Below are 18,464 nucleotides of genomic sequence, written 5' to 3'. Positions count from 1 at the left end.
TGTCGTCGGACACCGTCGCCGGGGACGCCATTTGCCAGGCGCAGTCCAACGAGGCATCGGAGCGCAATCCTGGATGGAATCAAAGAGGGGATCAACATTGATCAGACATAAGCGCATTTCGCTGGGCTTGCTGGCGAGTGCCGTTATTGCAGCCTGGAGCCCGGCGGGCTGGGCTGCCGATCCGTTCGTCGTCAGGGACATCCGCGTTGAGGGACTGCAACGCGTGGAACCGGGTACCGTGTTTGGCTACCTGCCGGTGCGCGTCGGCGAAACCTTCACCGATGACAAGGGCGCCGATGCCATCCGTGCCCTCTACAATACCGGCTTCTTCAAGGACGTGCAGATCCGCGCAGAAGAAGGCGTGCTGGTGGTGCAGGTCGAAGAGCGCCCGGCGATTTCGCAGCTCGAGTTCGTCGGCATCAAGGAATTCGACAAGGACACGCTGCGCCGCTCGCTGCGCGCGGTGGGCGTGGCAGAGGCCCGCTACTACGACAAGGCCCTGATCGACAAGGCCGAGCAGGAACTCAAGCGCCAGTACGTCGCGCGCGGCTACTATGCCGCCGACGTGCAGACCACGATCACGCCGGTGGACCGCAACCGCGTCTCGGTGGTGTTCAACGTCGACGAAGGTCCGGTCGCCAAGATCCGCCAGATCAATATCGTCGGCAACAAGGCGTTCAAGGAAAGCACGCTGCGCGACGAAATGCAGCTGTCCACCCCCAACTGGCTGTCGTGGTACACCAAGAACGACCTGTACTCGAAGCAGAAGCTGACCGCTGACCTGGAATCGCTGCGTTCGTACTACCTGAACCGCGGCTACCTGGAATTCGCCATCGAATCGACCCAGGTTTCCATCACGCCCGACAAGAAAGACATCTTCCTGACGCTGAACATCAAGGAAGGCGAGCAGTACAAGGTTTCCGACGTGCGCCTGGCGGGCGAGCTGCTGGGCAAGCAGGAGGAAATGGAAAAGCTGCTGCAGCTGAAGAAGGGCGACATCTTCTCGTCCGAGAAGCTGACGCAGAGCACCAAGGCCATTACCGACCTGCTCGGCACCTATGGCTACGCGTTCACTACCATCAACCCGCAGCCGCAGATCGACAAGGAAAAGCGTGAAGTTGCGCTGACCCTGATGGTCGATCCGGGCCGCCGCGTCTACGTGCGCCGCGTCAACGTGGTCGGCAACAGCAAGACCCGCGACGAAGTGGTGCGGCGCGAGATGCGCCAGATGGAAAGCTCGTGGTTCGACAGCGAAAAGCTGCAGCAGTCGCAGGCGCGCATCAACCGCACCGGCTACTTTACCGACACCAACATCACCACCGAGGACGTGCCTGGCGCGCCCGACCAGGTCGATGTGAACGTCAACGTGACCGAAAAGCCGACCGGCCAGATCAGCCTGGGCGTGGGTTTCTCGTCCACCGACAAGCTGGTGCTGCAGGCCGGCCTGCGCCAGGACAACGTGTTCGGCTCGGGTACCAGCCTGGGCCTGGACGTGAACACCGCCAAGTCGTTCCGCACCATTGCGCTGACGCAGTACGACCCGTACTTCACGGTGGACGGCATCAGCCGCTCGACCGACATTTACTACCGTACTTCGCGCCCGCTGTACTACACCGGCGACCAGGACTACAAGATCGTCTCGGCCGGCGGCGGCTTCAAGTTCGGCGTGCCATTCTCGGAAGTCGATACCGTGTTCTTCGGCATCGGCTACGAGCGCACCCAGGTGTACACCTCGGTCAACACGCCGAATCAGTACAAGAACTGGCTGACCGAGATCGGCAAGAACTCGGGCGACGGCATCAACAACTTCCCGTTCACGATCGGCTGGGCGCGCGACCGCCGCGACAGCGCGCTGGTCCCGACCAAGGGCCCGTACACCCAGGCCAACCTGGAAGTCGGCCTGCCGGGCGGCGATACGCAGTACTACCGCGCCAGCGTGCAGCAGCAGTACTTCTATCCGATCTCGAAGGCCTTCACGCTGGCACTGAACGGCGAAGTGGCCTACGGCCACGGCTACGGCAACACGCCGTTCCCGGTGTTCAAGTACTTCTACGCCGGCGGTATCGGCTCGGTGCGCGGCTACCAGACCAGCACGCTGGGCCCGAAGGACCAGAACGGCAACCCGGTGGGCGGCGCCTCCAAGATGATCGGCAACGTGGAATTCATCTTCCCGTTGCCGGGCTCGGGCGTGGACCGCACGCTGCGCCTGTTCACCTTCTTCGACTTCGGTAACGTCTATCAGGAAGGCGAGCCGCTGCGCTTCAGCGAGCTGAAGTACTCGACCGGCTTCGGCATGTCGTGGCTGTCGCCGATCGGGCCGCTGAAGCTCAGCATGGGCTTCCCGCTCAAGCGCGACGACAACGACAAGGTCCAGCGCTTCCAGTTCCAGATCGGCACGGCATTCTGATTCTGTAAAAGGATCTGTTTTCATGACTACAACATTCAAACTGGTCAAGTCCCTGGGCGCTGCCGCGCTCGCCACCGCGGCGATCTGTGCCGCGGTGCCCGCCTCGGCCCAGGAAGCGCGCATCGCCGCGGTCAATTCCGAGCGCATCCTGCGCGATTCGCAGCCCGCCAAGGCGGCCCAGGTCAAGCTGGAGCAGGAGTTCTCCAAGCGCGACCGCGAGCTGCAGGACATGGCCCAGAAGATCAAGGGCATGGCCGACAAGCTGGACAAGGACACGGCCGTGCTGGCCGATTCCGACCGCCAGCGCCGCCAGCGCGAAGTGGCTGACCTCGACCGCGAGTTCCAGCGCAAGCAGCGCGAATTCCGCGAAGACCTGAACCAGCGCCGCAACGAGGAACTGGCCCAGGTGCTGGAGCGCGCCAACCGCGTGATCCGCCAGCTCGCCGAACAGCGCAAATACGACCTGATCGTGCAGGAAGCGGTGTACGTGAACCCGCGCATCGATATCACCGACGACGTGATGAAGGTGCTGAACGCCGGCGGCAAGTAAGCCGCCGCCGCGTCGTTCCTTCGTTCGTCTTTCATCAGGAAGTACCGCCATGCAGACACCCACACTGGGTCAGCTCGCCACCGAGAACGGCGCGCAGGTTGTGGGTGACCCCGACCTGGCGATCACCGGCCTGGCCCCCCTGGACCAGGCCGGACCGGGCGAGCTCTCGTTCCTGTCCAATCCGCTCTACCTGCAGCAGGCGCTGGATGCCAAGGCCGGCGCCGTGATCGTCTCGGCCGCCGACCTCGAGCGCGTGCGCGCCGAAGGCAAGGCCGACGGCCGCAACTGGCTGGTGGCGCGCAATCCCTACGTATGCTTTGCCCGCGTGGCGCAGCGTTTCGACCGCGCCGCCAATACCGATGCGCGCACCGGCATCGACGCGCGCGCCACCGTGGCGCCCGACGCCGTGGTGCCGGCTTCGTGCTACATCGGCCCCAACGTGGTCATCGAAGCCGGCGCGCGCCTGGGCGAGCGCGTGCGCATCCTGGCCAACGGCTATGTCGGCGCGCACGCGCAGATCGGCGACGATGCGCTGTTGTACGCCAACGTATCGGTCTACCACCACTGCGTGGTCGGCGCCCGCGCCATCCTGCACAGCGGCGTGGTGATCGGTGCCGACGGCTTCGGCTTCGCGCCGGACATCAGCGCGAGCGGCGTCGAATACGTGAAGATCCCGCAAACCGGACGCGCGGTGCTGGGCGATGACGTGGAAGTCGGCGCCAATACCGCAATCGACCGCGGCGCCATGGCCGACACCGTGATCGAGGACGGCTGCAAGATCGACAACCAGGTCCAGATCGCGCACAACGTGCGGGTCGGCGCGCATACGGTCATCGCCGGCTGCGCCGCGGTGTCGGGCAGCACGCGCATCGGTCGCTTCTGCGTGATCGGCGGCGCGGCCAACTTTGCCGGCCACCTGACCATTGCCGACCGCACCACGGTGTCGGGCGGCACCTCGATCACCAAATCCATTACCAAGCCCGGCGGTCATTTCACCAGCGTGTTCCCGTTCCTGCCGCACGGCGAGTGGGAACGCAACGCAGCCATCGTGCGCGGCCTGAGCAAGCTGCGCGAACGGGTGGTGGCGCTGGAACGCCGCCTGCGCGGCCAGGCCGCCGGGTCCCAACCCTCACAAGACTAAAGAGAAATCATCATGAGCGCGGCCGAAATCGATATCCGCAAGATCCTCAAGCTGCTGCCGCACCGGTACCCGTTCCTGCTGGTCGACCGCGTGCTGGAGTTCGAGGCGCAGAAGCGCATCAAGACCCTGAAGAACGTCACCATCAACGAGCCGTACTTCCAGGGCCATTTCCCCGAGCAGCCGGTGATGCCGGGCGTGATGATCCTGGAAGCGCTGGCGCAGTCGGCCGGCCTGCTGACCTTCGGCGCCGACATGGAGCGCAAGGAAGGCGCGCTGTACTACTTCGTCGGCATCGACGGCGCCCGCTTCAAGCAGGTGGTGTACCCGGGCGACCAGCTGCACATGAACGTGACGGTCGAGCGCTATATCCGCGGCATCTGGAAGTTCAAGGCGTTCGCCACGGTCGACGACAAGGTGGCCTGCGAGGCGGAGCTGATGTGCACCGTGAAGCAGGCCGAGTGAGGCCGCCCGCGGCCCGCGGCGCCGCCGCGGGCTGACTGCCGCAGCCCCCGCGCCCCTTCGCGCCGCGGGGGCGGACGGCCCGGAAGGGAACCTTTGCCCGGCGCATGGGCCCATCCTTCACCAGACCCATCACAGGACAGTACGCATGACGCAAATCCACCCCACCGCACTGGTCGACCCGAAGGCAGAACTGGCCGCCGACGTCAGCGTCGGACCGTTCTCCATCGTCGGCCCCAACGTGCGGATCGGCAGCGGCACCCGGATCGGCTCGCATACGACAGTCGAGGGCCATACCACGATCGGCGCGGGCAACAACATCGGCCCCTATGCCTCGGTCGGCGGCGTGCCGCAGGACATGAAATACCGCAACGAGCCGACCCGGCTCGAAATCGGCGACCGCAACACCATCCGCGAATTCACCACGATCCACACCGGCACGGTGCAGGACCGCGGCCTGACCAGCATCGGCAACGACAACTGGATCATGGCCTACGTCCATATCGCGCATGACTGCATGGTCGGGAACCACACCGTGTTTTCCAGCAACGCGCAGATCGCCGGCCACGTCGAGGTGGGCGACTGGGCCATCCTGGGCGGCATGAGCGGCGTGCACCAGTTCGTGCGCATCGGCGCCCATGCGATGCTGGGCGGCGCCTCGGCGCTGGTGCAGGACGTGCCCCCGTTCGTGATCGCGGCCAGCGACAAGAGCGGCAACAAGGCCACGCCGCACGGCATCAACGTCGAAGGGCTGCGCCGCCGCGGCTTCGACGCCGGCCAGATCGCCGCGCTGCGGCAGGCCTACAAGCTGCTTTACAAGTCCGACCTCAGCTTCGACGAGGCGCGCACCGAGATTTCCGCATTGCTGGCCCAGGTGGATGCCGGCACCGCGGCGCCGCTGCAGGCCTTCGTCGACTTCCTTGCCGCCACCCAGCGCGGCATCGTGCGCTGAGACCGGACCCACATGGCTGACGCCGCGATTCGGAAGGACCTGCCCGCGGGCAGCGGCAGCGCCGCGGGCAAGCGCGGCACCATCGCCATGGTGGCCGGCGAGGCCTCGGGCGACCTGCTGGCTTCGCTGATGATGGGCGGGCTGCAGGCCCGCCTGGCCGAGACCGGCCAGGCGGTGGACTACGCCGGCATCGGCGGCAAGCGCATGATGGCGCAGGGCTTCACCTCGCGCTGGCCGATGGAAACGCTGTCGGTCAACGGCTATGTCGAGGTGCTGGGCTCGCTGCGCGAGATCCTCGCCACGCGGCGCGCGGTGCGCGACTGGCTGCTGGCAGAGCCCCCGCTATGCTTTATCGGGGTCGATGCCCCGGACTTCAATTTCGGGCTGGAAGTGCCGCTGCGCCGCGCCGGCATCCCGGTCGTGCATTTCGTCAGCCCGTCGATCTGGGCCTGGCGCGGCGGGCGCATCCGTACCATCGCGCGCGCAGTCGACCACATCCTTTGCCTGTTCCCGTTCGAGCCCGAGATCTACGCCAAGGCCGGCATTCCGGCCACCTACGTGGGCCATCCGCTGGCCGACGTGATCCCGATGGTGCCCGACGTGGCCGGCGCGCGGGCCGCGCTGGGGCTGCCGGCGGGTCACCGCGTGGTGGCGGTGCTGCCCGGCAGCCGCCAGTCCGAGGTACGCAACCTCGGCGCGACCTTTTTCGCGGCGATGGCTCGCATGCAGCGCATGGATCCGAAGCTGGCGTTCGTGCTGCCGGCGGCCAGCGCGCCGCTGCGCGCCATCGTCGAAGACCTGCACCACCAGCATCCGGAACTGTGCCTCACCATTGTCGACGGCAAGTCGCACCAGGCCATGGAAGCCGCCGACGTGGTGCTGCTGGCGAGCGGCACCGCCACGCTCGAGGCGGCGCTGTACAAGAAGCCGATGGTGATCTCGTACAAGGTGCCCTGGCTGACCGCGCAGATCATGAAGCGCCAGGGTTATCTGCCCTACGTGGGATTGCCTAATATCCTGTCAGGGCGCTTTGTCGTGCCCGAGCTGCTGCAGGACGACGCCACGCCCGAGGCGCTGGCGCGCGAGACCCTGCTGCAGCTCAACGACGAAGGCAATACCGCCTTCCTGTACGAGCATTTCACCCGCATGCACGAGACGCTCAAGTGCAACACCGCGCAACTGGCGGCCGATGTCGTGGTCGACCTGATGCGCAGCCGGGGGACCGCCTGATGGCACGCCGCGATGCTGCCCGCAGTGCAACCTCTGCGCAACTGGGGCTGGACCTGGCGCCGGCCGCCGGCGCCATCCAGCGCCTGTGCGGCGTCGACGAGGCGGGCCGCGGCCCGCTGGCGGGGCCGGTCTATGCCGCCGCGGTGGTGCTCGACCCCAAACGCCCGATCCGCGGCCTGGCCGATTCCAAGATCCTGACCGCCGCCAAGCGCGAAGCGCTGTACGAGAAGATCTGCGAACGCGCGCTGGGCTGGCATATCGCCTTCGCCACGGTCGAGGAAATCGACACCATCAACATCCTGCACGCCAGCATGCTGGCGATGCAGCGGGCCGTGCAGGGCCTGGCCGCCAGCGGCGTGGTGCCGGACCTGGTGCAGGTCGACGGCAACCGCTGCCCGCAGGTTGCCTACCCGGTCGAAGCCATCGTCAAGGGCGATGCGCTGGTCAAGGCGATCTCGGCGGCTTCGATCCTGGCCAAGGTGGCACGCGACCGGGCCCTGATGGAACTGCACGCGGCCTACCCGCAGTACGGCTTCGATTCGCACGTGGGCTACGGCACGCCGCAGCATATGGCCGCGCTGGCCGAGTTCGGCGCGACCCCGCACCATCGCCGCTCGTTCGCGCCCGTGCGCGAGGCGCTGGCGCAGCGGCCGGTATTCACTGCCATGGTGGCCGCCGCGCCGGTCGTTGACGGCACTCACGTCGCTGACGCCGGCGCCCTTGGTGCCGCGGCCGCCGCCCGGCACGGTACGTTCTTGCCACCCGAAGCATCGTGAAGCACATCACCTCGCGCGACAACGCGCTGTTCAAGCACCTGAAGGCGCTTGCCGGTTCCACGCACCAGCGCCGCAAGGCCGGGCAGTCGCTGCTCGACGGCGTGCACCTGGCGCAGGCCTACGTGGCCGCGCGCGGCCAGCCCGTGACCTGCCTGGTGTCGGAGCGCCACTACGACCACGCCGAAGTCGCGCCTCTGCTGGCCGAGGTGGACAGCGAGCGCGTGGTGGTGCTGGCCGATGCGCTGTTCACGCAGATCAGCGGCGTGGTCAACGGCATCGACCTGATGCTGGTGATCGAGACGCCGGCGGGCCACCTGCCGGCGCGCATCGAGCAGGACTGCATCATCCTGGACGGGGTGCAGGACGCGGGCAATGTCGGCTCGATCCTGCGCAGCGCGGCCGCGGCGGGCATCCGTGACGCCTTCCTGGCCACCGGCTGCGCCTTCGCGTGGTCGGTCAAGACGCTGCGCGCCGGCATGGGCGCGAACTTCCACCTCAATATCGTCGAGCATTGCACGCTCGAGGCGCTGGCGCCGCGGCTGGCGATCCCGCTGCTGGCGACCTCGTCGCACGCCGAGGCCGCGGTATTCGATACCGACCTGCGCGGACCGGTGGCGTGGGTGGTCGGCAACGAAGGGGCAGGGGTCAGCGAGGGCTGGATGGCGCATGTCACGCGCAAGGTCGGCATTCCGCAACCGGGCGGGATGGAGTCGCTGAACGTGGCCGCGGCCACGGCGATCTGCCTGTTCGAGGCGGTGCGCCAGCGGCGCGCCGGCTGAGCGCAGCGACTGAGCGCGCTGGCGCGGCCAACAAAAAAGCGGCCCCTGCGGCCGCTTTCTTTATTCTTGCTTCAGTAGTTGTCGCGGTCGACCTTGATCTCCTGCAGGATCGTGGTCGCGATCTCCTCGATCGACTTGTGCGTCGACGACAGCCACTTGATGCCTTCGCGGCGCATCATCGCCTCGGCCTCGTTGACCTCGTAGCGGCAGTTTTCCAGCGCGGCGTACTTGCTGCCGGGGCGGCGCTCGTTGCGGATCTCGGTCAGGCGCTGCGGGTCGATCGACAGGCCGAAGATCTTCGGCTTGAACGCATAGAGCGCCGACGGCAGCTTGCCGCGCTCGAAATCGTCGGGGATCAGCGGATAGTTGGCCGCCTTCAGCCCGTACTGCATGGCCAGGTAGAGGCTGGTCGGGGTCTTGCCGCTGCGCGACACGCCCACCAGGATCACGTCGGCTTCTTCGAGGTTCTTGTGTGACTGGCCGTCATCATGCGCCAGCGAGAAGTTGATCGCCTCGATCCGGTTCTTGTAGGCCTCGGTGTCCGCATTCTGGTGGAAGCGGCCGATGGCGTGGGTGGACTTCAGCCCCAGTTCCTTCTCGAGCGGCTCGATAAAGGTCTGGAACATGTCCAGGATCATCGCCTTGGCGCGGCGAAGCGCCTTGTTGGCTTCCTGGTTGACCAGCGTGGTGAAGACGATCGGCGGCACCCCTTCGTTGTGGAACGCCTCGTTGATCTTGCCGACGGCAATATGTGCCTTTTCCGGGGTATCGACGAAAGGCATGCGCACCTTGCGGAAACGCATCTCGAACTGGGCCAGGATGGAGTGGCTGAAGGTCTCGGCGGTGATGCCGGTGCCATCCGAGACGATGAACACGGTGCGGATCGCGGGGCGCTCGGCCGCCTGGGGTGCGGGTACAGGGGTGTCGGGCTGCGTTCCAGGCTGGGGCCCGGGTGTCGCCGTTCCGGGCGCTTCTGGCTGGGACATGGGGATGGCGCACATTGGGATGGCGCGTTAAGAAATAGATTCAATCTTCCGCAGAAAAGTGCGGCGCAGCACGGTAGAATAGCGGCGATCTTTTCGCTAAGCAATTCCATAGGGCGGGCGCCTCCGCAACATGCCCACGCCACAAACCGTGCCCGGAATTGTCGACAATGCGCGCTACGCGATGAGAGCCGTAGCGCCAGGTCCGCAGCGCCAGTTCGGGGTTGCTTAGCCAAGCGATCCGTCCGGGAACAGAACACCTACAACATACCGGACATGCGCAACCAGTTTTCTACTTTGTTTTGAGGCTCTCATGACTAACCAGGCAGATAACGGCGCCTATGTGCTGCCGTTCGAGCAGTTGCGCATGGCTGACGTGGAAATCGTCGGCGGCAAGAATTCGTCGCTGGGCGAGATGATCTCCCAGCTGGCGGAAGCCGGCGTCCGGGTTCCGGGCGGCTTTGCCACCACCGCGCTCGCCTTCCGCGACTTCCTCACCCACAACAACCTGACCGAGCGTATCTCGCAGCGCCTGAAGACCCTGAACGTCGACGACGTCAAGGCCCTGGCCGAGGCCGGCGCCGAGATCCGCGACTGGGTCGCGACCGCGCCGTTCCAGCCGCGCCTGGAACAGGAAATCCGCGAGTTCTATGCCCGCGTGGCCGAGCGCGAAGGCGCCGAGGCTTCGTTCGCGGTGCGTTCGTCGGCCACGGCCGAAGACCTGCCCGACGCCTCGTTCGCCGGCCAGCAAGAGTCCTACCTGAACGTCAGCGGCATCGACGACGTGCTCGACAAGATCAAGCACGTGTTCGCCTCGCTGTACAACGACCGCGCCATCTCCTACCGCGTGCACAAGGGCTTTGCCCATGACGTGGTGGCGCTGTCCGCCGGCATCCAGCGCATGGTGCGCTCGGATCTGGCCGCCTCCGGCGTGATGTTCACCATCGACACCGAATCGGGCTTCCCCGACGTGGTCTTCATCACCTCCAGCTACGGCCTGGGTGAAACGGTGGTGCAGGGCGCGGTCAACCCGGATGAGTTCTACGTCTTCAAGCCGACGCTTCAAGCCGGCAAGTACCCGATCATCCGCCGCTCGATCGGCTCCAAGCTGATCAAGATGGAATTCACCAAGCCGGGCGAAGCCGGCCGCGTGAAGACCGTCGACGTGCCCGCGGAGCTGCGCAACCGCTACTCGATCACCGACCAAGACGTGACCGAGCTGGCGCGCTACGCGATGATCATCGAGAAGCACTATGGCCGCCCGATGGACATCGAGTGGGGCAAGGACGGCAAGGACGGCAAGATCTACATCCTGCAGGCCCGCCCGGAAACGGTGAAGAGCCAGTCGGCCGGCAAGGCCGAGCAGCGCTTCAAGCTCAAGGGCACCGCGCCCGTGCTGACCAGCGGCCGCGCCATCGGCCAGAAGATCGGCACCGGCCCGGTGCGCGTGATCAACGACCCGTCCGAGATGGAACGCGTGCAGCCCGGCGACGTGCTGGTGGCCGACATGACCGACCCGAACTGGGAGCCGGTGATGAAGCGCGCCTCGGCCATCGTCACCAACCGTGGCGGCCGCACCTGCCACGCCGCCATCATCGCGCGTGAACTGGGCGTGCCGGCGGTGGTCGGCTGCGGCGATGCCACCGACGTGCTCAAGGACGGCACGCTGGTGACGGTGTCGTGCGCCGAGGGCGACGAAGGCCGCATCTACGACGGCCTGCTGGAAACCGAAGTGACCGAGGTCCAGCGCGGCGAGATGCCGGAAATCGACGTCAAGCTGATGATGAACGTCGGCAACCCGCAGCTGGCGTTCGACTTCGCGCAGATCCCGAACAACGGCGTCGGCCTGGCCCGCCTGGAATTCATCATCAACAACAATATCGGCGTCCATCCGAAGGCCATCCTCGACTACCCGCAAGTCGATGCCGACCTGAAGAAGGCCGTCGAAAGCGTGGCCCGCGGCCATGCCAGCCCGCGCGCGTTCTATGTCGACAAGCTGGCCGAGGGCATCGCCACCATCGGCGCGGCGTTCTACCCGAAGCCCGTGATCGTGCGCCTGTCGGACTTCAAGTCCAACGAGTACAAGAAGCTGATCGGCGGCTCGCGCTACGAGCCGGATGAAGAGAACCCGATGCTGGGCTTCCGCGGCGCCTCGCGCTACATCGCCGAAGACTTCGCCGAAGCCTTCGAGATGGAATGCAAGGCCATGAAGCGCGTGCGCGACGAAATGGGCCTGACCAACGTCGAGATCATGGTGCCGTTCGTGCGCACGCTCGGCCAGGCCGAGAAGGTGATCGAGCTGCTCGCCAAGCACGGCCTGAAGCGCGGCGAGAACGGCCTGCGCATCATCATGATGTGCGAAGTGCCGTCCAACGCGATCCTGGCCGAAGAGTTCCTGCAATTCTTCGACGGCTTCTCGATCGGCTCGAACGACCTGACCCAGCTGACACTGGGCCTGGACCGCGACTCGGGCATGGAGCTGCTGGCCAAGGACTTCGACGAGCGCGATCCGGCGGTGTGCTTCATGCTGTCGCGCGCGATCTCGGCGTGCATCCGCCTGGACAAGTACGTCGGCATCTGCGGCCAGGGTCCTTCGGACCATCCGGACTTCGCCGCATGGCTGGCCAAGGAAGGCATCAAGTCGATCTCGCTGAACCCGGACTCGGTGGTCGAGACCTGGCAAAAGCTGGCGTCCTGAGGCATTTGACGTCACAATAACGATGGCCGGCGCCCTCGGGCAGCCGGCCGAAGCACCGGCCCTGCGTCAGGTGTTGCAAAGCCCCGCAGACGCTGTATGGCGCTGCGGGGTTTTTACTTGTTCGGGAAATCCGTGGTCGAACGGGAGCTTGGATGGCGTACTACATCTGGTTCGTGGCAGCGGTGGTGCTGGTGATCGTCGAACTGAATACTGGCACGTTCTACCTGCTGATGGTGGCGGTGGGCCTGGCTGCCGCCGGGGTGGCCGCCTTGCTTGGAACATCGCCCGCGGCGCAGGCACTGATCGGGGCGCTGGTCGCGGCGGTGCTGATCGCCGGGCTGCGCCGCACCCGCTTTGGCAAGCTGCGGCGCGGCAATGCCGCGGCCGATCCGGACGTCAACCTCGATATCGGCGAGGAGCTCGACGTGCCGGCGTGGGACGCCAACCGGCGCGCGCGCGTGCCGTACCGCGGCGCCGACTGGACCGTCGAGCTGTCGCCAGATTGTCCCCCCGATCACGCGCTGGCGCCGGGGCGCTACCGCATCGTCGCGGTGCGCGGCAGCACGCTGGTGGTGTCGCCCCGCTGAAGCCCTGTCTTCCGAATCCTTTGCACATCGCGGCCGCGATGTGCTCCGCCTGCCGCCGACCGGCGGCGCCGTACCGATGTGTTCTGCCTGGAGGGTCGTTACATGCTCGCTTTTCAGCTTGGTTTGCTGCCGCTGATCATCCTTATCGCCGTTATCGTGCTGATTGCCAAGGGCATCAAGATCGTGCCGCAACAGCACGCCTGGGTGCTCGAGCGCCTGGGCCGCTATCACGCGACCCTGACGCCGGGGCTGTCGATCGTGGTGCCGTTCGTCGACCGCGTCGCCTACAAGCATGTGCTCAAGGAAATCCCGCTGGACGTGCCCAGCCAGGTCTGCATCACCAAGGACAACACGCAGTTGCAGGTCGACGGCGTGCTGTACTTCCAGGTTACCGACCCGATGAAAGCGTCGTACGGTTCCAGCAACTTCGTGGTGGCGATCACGCAGCTGTCGCAAACCACGCTGCGCTCGGTGATCGGCAAGCTGGAACTGGACAAGACCTTCGAGGAGCGGGAGTTCATCAACCACAGCGTGGTCAACGCGCTCGACGAGGCCGCCTCCAACTGGGGCGTGAAGGTGCTGCGCTACGAGATCAAGGACCTGACCCCGCCCAAGGAGATCCTGCATGCGATGCAGGCGCAGATCACCGCCGAGCGCGAGAAGCGCGCGCTGATCGCGGCGTCCGAAGGCAAGCGCCAGGAGCAGATCAACCTGGCCACCGGCGCGCGCGAGGCGGCGATCCAGAAGTCGGAGGGTGAGCGCCAGGCGGCGATCAACAAGGCCCAGGGCGAGGCCAGCGCGATCCTGGCGGTGGCCGAGGCCAATGCGCAGGCGATCCAGAAGATCGGCAATGCGATCCGCACCGAAGGCGGCATGGACGCGGTCAACCTGAAGGTGGCCGAGGAATACGTGGCCGCGTTCGGCAACCTGGCCAAGCAGGGCAATACGCTGATCGTGCCGGGCAATATGGGCGACATGAGCAGCATGATCGCGACGGCGCTGCAGATCGTGAAGGGGCAGAAGGTGGCTTGAGCGCGGACTTGAAGCCGAGGCGATACGGCTCCACCGGCCCATCGTCATTCCCGCGAGGGCGGGAATCCAGCGTCTTTAGATCGCCGAGGCAAAAGTCACTGGGTTCCCGCCTTCGCGGGAACGACAACCGGGTAAGCGTAATGCGTTATTCCTTGCCGCCCTTCATGATGCGCGCCTTCTCGCGCTGCCAGTCGCGCTGCTTTTCGGTCTCGCGCTTGTCGAACTGCTTCTTGCCCTTGGCCAGGCCGATCTCGCATTTCACGCGGCCGCGCGTGTAATGCAGGTTCAGCGGCACCAGCGTGTAGCCGCGCTGCTCGACCTTGCCGATCAGCTTCTTGATTTCGTCGGCCTTGAGCAGCAGCTTGCGCGTGCGCACCGGATCGGGCTTGACGTGGGTGGAGGCGCTTTGCAGCGGGCTGATATGGGCGCCGATCAGGAACATCTCGGCATCGCGCACGACCACGTAGCCTTCCTTGATCTGCACCCGCCCGGCGCGGATGGCCTTGACCTCCCAGCCTTCCAGCACGATCCCGGCCTCGTATCGTTCCTCGATGAAATAGTCGAAGAAGGCCTTCTTGTTGTCTGCAATGGTCATGCGTGCGGGTAGGGTGCGGTAGGGTGGATGCTGGCCGGTTCGCTGCAGCGCCGCATGGCGGGATGCCGCGCGGCGCGCGGGTCGGCTAAAATCGGGATTCTAGCAAACCAGCCCCCGGCACAGGCGCATGCCTGCCGCGCAGCGCGCGTGGCAGGGCCGCAAGCCAGATTTCCCCTTACATGGCAGACGTCCATAAATCCGTCCTGCTCGGTTACTCCGCCGCGCAGATGTATGACCTGGTCACCCGCGTGGAGGACTATCCCAAGTTCCTGCCATGGTGCGGTGGCGTGGAGGTGTTCGAGCAGACCGAGACCAGGCTCGACGCCAAGATCCATATCCACTTCAAGGGCATCCAGCAGTTCTTCCATACGCGCAATACCCAGGAACGCCCCACCCGCATCGACATGACCTTTGCCGACGGGCCGTTCAAGACCTTCAACGGGTCATGGCGCTTTACGCCGCTGCGCGAGGACGCCTGCAAGATCGAGTTCCACCTGCACTACGAGTTTTCCAGCCTGCTGCTGGAGAAGCTCATCGGCCCGGTCTTCAGCATGATCGCCAATACCTTTGTCGATGCCTTCGTCAAGCGCGCCGAGGTGGTGTATGGCACCAGCTGAACGCAGCGCCGGCACGGTGCATATCGCGGTCTGCTACGCGCGTCCGGATGCCGTGTTCCTGAAGGCCATCGACGTCCCTGCCGGCACCACCATTGCCGCGGCCATCGTCGGCTCCGGATTGCAGCAGGCGTGCCCGGAGGTTGATCCGGCCACCATGCGCGTGGGCATTTTCGGCAAGCTCAAGACCCCGGAGACGGTGGTGCGCGACGGCGATCGCGTCGAGGTGTACCGGCCGCTGACGGCGGATCCGAAGCAGGCACGCCGCAAGCGGGTACAGAAGCAGCGCGCCAGCGGCACGCGCGAGGGCCAGAAATGGCTGCGCGGCAATAGCTGAGCCGCGCCTTGCCGCCAAAGCGAACGGGGCCCGTGCGGCCCCGTTTTGCATGGCTTCAGTTGCAGTGCTTTTCCAGGTTGGCGCTGGTCTTGAGGATTTCCGCCTGGCGCTGCTCGCTGTTCAGGTGCTGCAGCGAACCATCGGGGCCCGCGACCGCGGCGCGCATGCCCTGCTGCAGGCCGGTGGCGTAGTTGCGCAGCTGCGCGCAACGGGCGGCGCGCTCGGCCGCATCGGTTTCCCTGCGGGCTTCTTCGGCGGCGGCTTTCAGGCTGGCTTCGCGGCGCTTCTGGAACGCTTCCTCGGGCGTCGGTGCACTGGGCTTGGCCGATGCCTTGGCCGGAGACGGTGCAGGCGGGGCGGCATCGGCAGGCTGGATTGCCTGGACCGGCTGGAAGTCGCCGGCATGGCGGCCCGGTGCGCGCAGGACCCTGGCCGCGGCCGTGGACGGCGGCACGTCGCTGTAGACCATGTGGCCGTTGGCGTCGCGCCATTGCCAGTAAGCGAGGGCCGGCGCAGGCGACACCAGGACGGCGGCAAGGGCAGCGGCAAGCAGGCACGGCGCGGACGATCGTTGCATGGCGGGACGTCTCAAAGTGGCTCTGGAAGCACGGGCCGCCGGCTGCATGCGTGGCGATGCCGCGGCAGACCACCGCGGCAATTAGCGCGGGCGCCTCGCCTGCATGGCAATGCGTAGCGCCGGTTTGACCCTGGAACGTTGTATTTTTAAGTGGCGCGTGTGACCCCCGCGCCATGGTTCGCTAGTCTACGCAGACTTGTCGGTGGCGTGCAAGCGCACCGACCAGGCCACGCCGATCATCAGCAACACGATCGCGGCGATTTCCAGCGGGCGCGGCCAGCGCTGGTCAAAGACAAAGCCATAGGCCAGCGCGAACAGTGTTTCGAACACGATCATCTGGCCCGACAGCGTCAGCGGCAGGCGCCGGCTGGCGATATTCCACAGGTTGTTGCCGATCAGCGAAGCGCCCAGCGCCACCGCGGCGTTGACCATCCAGAACCACTGCCAGTCGCGGCCGCTGTCGGCGGCGCTCAGGGTGTCGCCGGCGATGATCCAGCCGACCAGCGCCAGCACCGCCGACACCGCGCCGGTCGACAGCCCGTACAGCGCGGACCATTCATTGCCGCTGTAATGCGGGTTGCGCTGCAGGTAGCGCGCGTTGTCGACCGCGTACAGGGTCCAGCAGACCAGCGCACCGGTGGCGCAGCCGACCCCGGCCAGCTTCTGCCACACCGGCCGCGCCACCGCGCCGGCCGCAACCGCATGGGCGCTCTGGCCGCCGCCGAACAGGTCGATGTTGATGCAGGCAATGCCCGCGGCCACCACCAGCAGCGGCCACAGCAGCCGCGACAGCGGCACCGCGCCGTGGTCGCGCCGCCCCATGATGGTGACCGAGATCGGCAGGATGCCGATGATCAGCGAGGTCGGGCCTACCCCGGCCAGTTGCACGCCGAAGGCCAGCAGCACGTAGTAGAGCAGGTTGCCGGTAAAGGCCTGGCGCAGCAGCGCCACGCAGTCGGCGCGGGTGAGCTTGCGGGCGATGCGCCGCAGCAGCGGCAGGGCGGCCACGCAGGCCACCAGCCCGTAGGCCAGGTAGCGGCCGATGGCCAGTTCCCACGGCGAAAACACGGGCAGCAGCTTGGGGGCGATGAAGACCATGCCCCAGAACGCGCCAGCCAGCAGCCCGCACAATACGCCGATTCCCATACTTCGCCGTGCCCGGATAAAAAGACCACGAGCATAGCAGACCGCACCTCGGAAAGGCCGTTGGCAGGCGTCAGCAAATCGCGCATTCCTGTATAATTCGGTTTTGCGCCTAGAGGAATTGCTATGCGTCTTGTCCAGAAAGCACTCACATTCGATGACGTGCTGCTCGTTCCGGCCTATTCGGCCGTCCTTCCCCGGGATGTTTCCCTCCGCACCCGCCTGACCCGCTCCATTGATCTGAACATCCCGCTGGTATCCGCGGCGATGGATACCGTGACGGAAGCGCGCCTGGCGATCTCCATGGCGCAGGCCGGCGGCATCGGCATCATCCACAAGAACCTGAAGCCCGCAGACCAGGCCCGTGAAGTCGCGCGCGTCAAGCGCTACGAGTCGGGCGTGCTGCGTGATCCGATCACCATTTCGCCGGACATGAAGATCCGCGATGTGATCGCGCTGTCGCAGCAGCACGGCATTTCCGGGTTCCCGGTGGTCGAGGGCAAGGCCGTGGTCGGCATCATCACCAACCGCGACCTGCGCTTCGAGGAAGAGCTCGATGCCCCGGTGCGCGCCAAGATGACGCCGCGCGAGAAGCTGGTGACGGTGGCCGAGGGCGCGCCGCTGGAAGAAGCCAAGCGGCTGATGAACCGCCACCGCCTCGAGCGCGTGGTGGTGGTGAACCAGGCCTTCGAGCTGCGCGGCCTGATCACGGTGAAGGACATCCAGAAGGCGGTGGACAATCCGCTCGCCAGCAAGGACGACCATGGCCAGCTGCGCGTCGGCGCCGCGGTCGGCGTGGGCCCGGACAACGACGAGCGCGTCGAGCTGCTGGTCAAGGCCGGCGTCGACGTGATTGTGGTGGATACGGCGCACGGCCACAGCCAGGGCGTGCTGGACCGCGTGCGCTGGGTCAAGCAGAACTTCCCGCAGGTGCAGGTCGTCGGCGGCAACATCGCCACGGGTGACGCGGCACGCGCGCTGGTCGAGCATGGCGCCGATGGCGTCAAGGTCGGCATCGGCCCGGGCTCGATCTGCACCACGCGTATCGTTGCCGGCGTCGGCGTGCCGCAGATCACCGCCGTCTCCAACGTGGCCGAAGCGCTCAAGGGCACCGGCGTGCCGCTGATCGCCGACGGCGGCGTGCGCTACTCCGGCGATGTGGCCAAGGCCCTTGCGGCCGGCGCGCACACCGTGATGATGGGCGGCATGTTCTCGGGCACCGAGGAAGCGCCGGGCGAGACCTTCCTGTTCCAGGGCCGATCGTTCAAGAGCTACCGCGGCATGGGTTCGGTGGGGGCGATGAAGGATGGGGCGGCCGACCGCTACTTCCAGGAAGACAACACCGCCAACGTCGACAAGCTGGTGCCCGAAGGCATCGAAGGGCGCGTGCCATACAAGGGCTCGGTGATGGCCATCATCCACCAGCTGACCGGCGGCGTACGCGCCTCGATGGGCTATTGCGGCAGCAAGTCGATTGCCGACTGGCACGAGAGCGCGCAGTTCGTCCAGATCACGGCGGCCGGCATGCGTGAATCGCACGTGCACGACGTGCAGATCACCAAGGAAGCGCCGAACTACCATATCGACTGATGCCCCGCGGCCGC

The 18,464-nt window shown here is 66.2% G+C and carries 18 protein-coding genes; 14 read left to right on the top strand and 4 right to left on the bottom strand.

Annotation, left to right across the window (positions count from 1 at the left end):
* Nucleotides 1-73: 73 nt before the first annotated feature.
* The 8 genes from bamA (at nucleotide 74) to RALTA_RS08055 (ending at nucleotide 8,294) form a co-directional block, all read left to right on the top strand.
* Complete coding sequence (gene bamA / locus RALTA_RS08090) at nucleotides 74-2,407, top strand: outer membrane protein assembly factor BamA (protein WP_012352946.1); 2,334 nt, start codon at nucleotides 74-76, stop codon at nucleotides 2,405-2,407.
* A gap of 22 nt (nucleotides 2,408-2,429) precedes the next feature.
* Nucleotides 2,430-2,957, top strand: a complete 528-nt coding sequence (locus RALTA_RS08085) for an OmpH family outer membrane protein (protein ID WP_012352945.1) — start codon at nucleotides 2,430-2,432, stop codon at nucleotides 2,955-2,957.
* Nucleotides 2,958-3,006: 49 nt separating this feature from the next.
* Nucleotides 3,007-4,098: a UDP-3-O-(3-hydroxymyristoyl)glucosamine N-acyltransferase gene (lpxD, locus tag RALTA_RS08080; protein ID WP_012352944.1), complete on the top strand. Its 1,092-nt coding sequence runs from the start codon at nucleotides 3,007-3,009 to the stop codon at nucleotides 4,096-4,098.
* Nucleotides 4,099-4,110: 12 nt separating this feature from the next.
* Nucleotides 4,111-4,560: a 3-hydroxyacyl-ACP dehydratase FabZ gene (fabZ, locus tag RALTA_RS08075; RefSeq protein WP_010809590.1), complete on the top strand. Its 450-nt coding sequence runs from the start codon at nucleotides 4,111-4,113 to the stop codon at nucleotides 4,558-4,560.
* Nucleotides 4,561-4,705: 145 nt separating this feature from the next.
* Complete coding sequence (lpxA, locus tag RALTA_RS08070; RefSeq protein ID WP_012352943.1) at nucleotides 4,706-5,509, top strand: acyl-ACP--UDP-N-acetylglucosamine O-acyltransferase; 804 nt, start codon at nucleotides 4,706-4,708, stop codon at nucleotides 5,507-5,509.
* Between the two features lie 12 nt (nucleotides 5,510-5,521).
* Nucleotides 5,522-6,739 (top strand): lipid-A-disaccharide synthase, encoded by a 1,218-nt coding sequence (lpxB, locus tag RALTA_RS08065; protein WP_012352942.1) that lies wholly within the window; start codon nucleotides 5,522-5,524, stop codon nucleotides 6,737-6,739.
* Entirely contained in the window at nucleotides 6,739-7,515 is a 777-nt protein-coding gene (gene rnhB, locus RALTA_RS08060; protein ID WP_012352941.1) for a ribonuclease HII, read from the top strand. The genes lpxB and rnhB overlap by 1 nt, the downstream gene beginning before the upstream one ends.
* Nucleotides 7,512-8,294, top strand: coding sequence for a TrmH family RNA methyltransferase (locus RALTA_RS08055; RefSeq protein ID WP_012352940.1), 783 nt, complete (start codon nucleotides 7,512-7,514; stop codon nucleotides 8,292-8,294). Before rnhB ends, RALTA_RS08055 begins: the two co-directional genes overlap by 4 nt.
* A 71-nt stretch (nucleotides 8,295-8,365) precedes the next feature.
* Here RALTA_RS08055 and ppsR read toward each other — a convergent pair whose 3' ends face one another.
* Nucleotides 8,366-9,169: a posphoenolpyruvate synthetase regulatory kinase/phosphorylase PpsR gene (ppsR, locus tag RALTA_RS08050; protein ID WP_172583147.1), complete on the bottom strand. Its 804-nt coding sequence runs from the start codon at nucleotides 9,167-9,169 to the stop codon at nucleotides 8,366-8,368.
* Between the two features lie 421 nt (nucleotides 9,170-9,590).
* Between ppsR and ppsA the strand changes: the two genes are divergently transcribed.
* From ppsA to RALTA_RS08035, 3 genes are all read left to right on the top strand, one after another.
* Entirely contained in the window at nucleotides 9,591-11,975 is a 2,385-nt protein-coding gene (gene ppsA / locus RALTA_RS08045) for a phosphoenolpyruvate synthase (protein WP_012352938.1), read from the top strand.
* A 152-nt stretch (nucleotides 11,976-12,127) separates the two neighbouring features.
* Entirely contained in the window at nucleotides 12,128-12,562 is a 435-nt protein-coding gene (locus RALTA_RS08040) for an NfeD family protein (RefSeq protein WP_012352937.1), read from the top strand.
* A 102-nt stretch (nucleotides 12,563-12,664) separates the two neighbouring features.
* On the top strand, nucleotides 12,665-13,594 hold the full coding sequence (locus RALTA_RS08035) for an SPFH domain-containing protein (RefSeq protein WP_012352936.1): 930 nt from the start codon (nucleotides 12,665-12,667) through the stop codon (nucleotides 13,592-13,594).
* A gap of 145 nt (nucleotides 13,595-13,739) precedes the next feature.
* On the opposite strand, the gene smpB is transcribed toward RALTA_RS08035, so the two are convergent.
* Nucleotides 13,740-14,189: an SsrA-binding protein SmpB gene (smpB, locus tag RALTA_RS08030; protein WP_012352935.1), complete on the bottom strand. Its 450-nt coding sequence runs from the start codon at nucleotides 14,187-14,189 to the stop codon at nucleotides 13,740-13,742.
* 179 nt (nucleotides 14,190-14,368) lie between these two features.
* On the opposite strand from smpB, the gene RALTA_RS08025 reads away from it, so the two are divergent.
* Both RALTA_RS08025 and RALTA_RS08020 read left to right on the top strand, forming a co-directional pair.
* Nucleotides 14,369-14,806 (top strand): type II toxin-antitoxin system RatA family toxin, encoded by a 438-nt coding sequence (locus tag RALTA_RS08025; RefSeq protein WP_012352934.1) that lies wholly within the window; start codon nucleotides 14,369-14,371, stop codon nucleotides 14,804-14,806.
* Nucleotides 14,793-15,140, top strand: coding sequence for an RnfH family protein (locus RALTA_RS08020; RefSeq protein WP_025584588.1), 348 nt, complete (start codon nucleotides 14,793-14,795; stop codon nucleotides 15,138-15,140). Before RALTA_RS08025 ends, RALTA_RS08020 begins: the two co-directional genes overlap by 14 nt.
* Nucleotides 15,141-15,195: 55 nt before the next feature.
* Here RALTA_RS08020 and RALTA_RS08015 read toward each other — a convergent pair whose 3' ends face one another.
* Together RALTA_RS08015 and RALTA_RS08010 are read right to left on the bottom strand one after the other, a co-directional pair.
* Nucleotides 15,196-15,717 (bottom strand): DUF4124 domain-containing protein, encoded by a 522-nt coding sequence (locus RALTA_RS08015; protein WP_012352932.1) that lies wholly within the window; start codon nucleotides 15,715-15,717, stop codon nucleotides 15,196-15,198.
* A 186-nt stretch (nucleotides 15,718-15,903) separates the two neighbouring features.
* Nucleotides 15,904-16,863 carry a DMT family transporter gene (locus RALTA_RS08010; protein ID WP_012352931.1) on the bottom strand — a complete coding sequence of 320 codons (960 nt, stop codon included), beginning with the start codon at nucleotides 16,861-16,863 and terminating at the stop codon, nucleotides 15,904-15,906.
* Between the two features lie 123 nt (nucleotides 16,864-16,986).
* Here RALTA_RS08010 and guaB point away from each other — a divergent pair, with 123 nt between their 5' ends.
* Nucleotides 16,987-18,450, top strand: coding sequence for an IMP dehydrogenase (guaB, locus tag RALTA_RS08005; RefSeq protein WP_012352930.1), 1,464 nt, complete (start codon nucleotides 16,987-16,989; stop codon nucleotides 18,448-18,450).
* Nucleotides 18,451-18,464 lie beyond the last annotated feature (14 nt).

Origin of the sequence: Cupriavidus taiwanensis LMG 19424 (assembly GCF_000069785.1) — a bacterium.
Lineage (GTDB): Bacteria > Pseudomonadota > Gammaproteobacteria > Burkholderiales > Burkholderiaceae > Cupriavidus > Cupriavidus taiwanensis.
Note: the sequence above shows the minus strand (reverse complement) of the source record. Positions and strands in the feature narration are given on the sequence as shown.

Bases quoted from the DNA above. Each gene is read 5' to 3' on its own strand.
- bamA (WP_012352946.1), top strand. From the start codon at position 74: ATGGAATCAAAGAGGGGATCAACATTGATCAGACATAAGCGCATTTCG.
- RALTA_RS08085 (WP_012352945.1), top strand. From the start codon at position 2,430: ATGACTACAACATTCAAACTGGTCAAGTCCCTGGGCGCTGCCGCGCTC.
- lpxD (WP_012352944.1), top strand. From the start codon at position 3,007: ATGCAGACACCCACACTGGGTCAGCTCGCCACCGAGAACGGCGCGCAG.
- fabZ (WP_010809590.1), top strand. From the start codon at position 4,111: ATGAGCGCGGCCGAAATCGATATCCGCAAGATCCTCAAGCTGCTGCCG.
- lpxA (WP_012352943.1), top strand. From the start codon at position 4,706: ATGACGCAAATCCACCCCACCGCACTGGTCGACCCGAAGGCAGAACTG.
- lpxB (WP_012352942.1), top strand. From the start codon at position 5,522: ATGGCTGACGCCGCGATTCGGAAGGACCTGCCCGCGGGCAGCGGCAGC.
- rnhB (WP_012352941.1), top strand. From the start codon at position 6,739: ATGGCACGCCGCGATGCTGCCCGCAGTGCAACCTCTGCGCAACTGGGG.
- ppsA (WP_012352938.1), top strand. From the start codon at position 9,591: ATGACTAACCAGGCAGATAACGGCGCCTATGTGCTGCCGTTCGAGCAG.
- RALTA_RS08040 (WP_012352937.1), top strand. From the start codon at position 12,128: ATGGCGTACTACATCTGGTTCGTGGCAGCGGTGGTGCTGGTGATCGTC.
- RALTA_RS08035 (WP_012352936.1), top strand. From the start codon at position 12,665: ATGCTCGCTTTTCAGCTTGGTTTGCTGCCGCTGATCATCCTTATCGCC.
- smpB (WP_012352935.1), bottom strand. From the start codon at position 14,189: ATGACCATTGCAGACAACAAGAAGGCCTTCTTCGACTATTTCATCGAG.
- RALTA_RS08025 (WP_012352934.1), top strand. From the start codon at position 14,369: ATGGCAGACGTCCATAAATCCGTCCTGCTCGGTTACTCCGCCGCGCAG.
- RALTA_RS08020 (WP_025584588.1), top strand. From the start codon at position 14,793: ATGGCACCAGCTGAACGCAGCGCCGGCACGGTGCATATCGCGGTCTGC.
- RALTA_RS08015 (WP_012352932.1), bottom strand. From the start codon at position 15,717: ATGCAACGATCGTCCGCGCCGTGCCTGCTTGCCGCTGCCCTTGCCGCC.
- RALTA_RS08010 (WP_012352931.1), bottom strand. From the start codon at position 16,863: ATGGGAATCGGCGTATTGTGCGGGCTGCTGGCTGGCGCGTTCTGGGGC.
- guaB (WP_012352930.1), top strand. From the start codon at position 16,987: ATGCGTCTTGTCCAGAAAGCACTCACATTCGATGACGTGCTGCTCGTT.